Here is a 422-nt window from a genome sequence, read left to right as displayed (position 1 = left end):
TCGATGATCTGGGCGCGCAGCGCCTCCTGCGTGCCCAGCAGCATGTAGGCCACGGCCATTTTCTGCAGGTCGGGGAGGTTTTTTTCGAGCTGCCTGAGCGCGTCCCGGATCTGCAGCGCGAACAGGCGGCGCAGTCCCGCGCGGTGCTTGGCTGCGGCCGCCTGCGGCTCGTCGAAGACCTCGATGCGGACAAAGTCGTCGCCGGCGATGAGCGCGGGAAAGCCGATCAGCGTCTGACCGCCCTTTTTGATCTCCATGATCTCGGGCAGCGCGCCAAAGGTCCAGGCGCGGTAGCACGGGTCCGCGGGGGCCGGTGCGGGCCCTGCGCTGCTTGCCGGCGCACTGCTGCGCGGCACTTCCCCCTGCGGCTGCGGTGCGCGCGGGGCCGCTGCCTGGCCCAGCTTGAGCCCCGCCAGCGCCTG

Annotated in this window: 1 protein-coding gene; it reads right to left on the bottom strand. The window is 70.9% G+C overall.

Translation table 11 applies throughout. From position 1 onward, the window contains the following. The coding region (locus tag VTU_RS30460) for a DUF3418 domain-containing protein (protein WP_010110797.1) at positions 1-422 on the bottom strand (422 nt) is incomplete at both ends.

Origin of the sequence: Verminephrobacter aporrectodeae subsp. tuberculatae At4, from assembly GCF_000193225.1 — a bacterium.
GTDB lineage: Bacteria > Pseudomonadota > Gammaproteobacteria > Burkholderiales > Burkholderiaceae_C > Acidovorax > Acidovorax aporrectodeae.
Note: the sequence above shows the minus strand (reverse complement) of the source record. Positions and strands in the feature narration are given on the sequence as shown.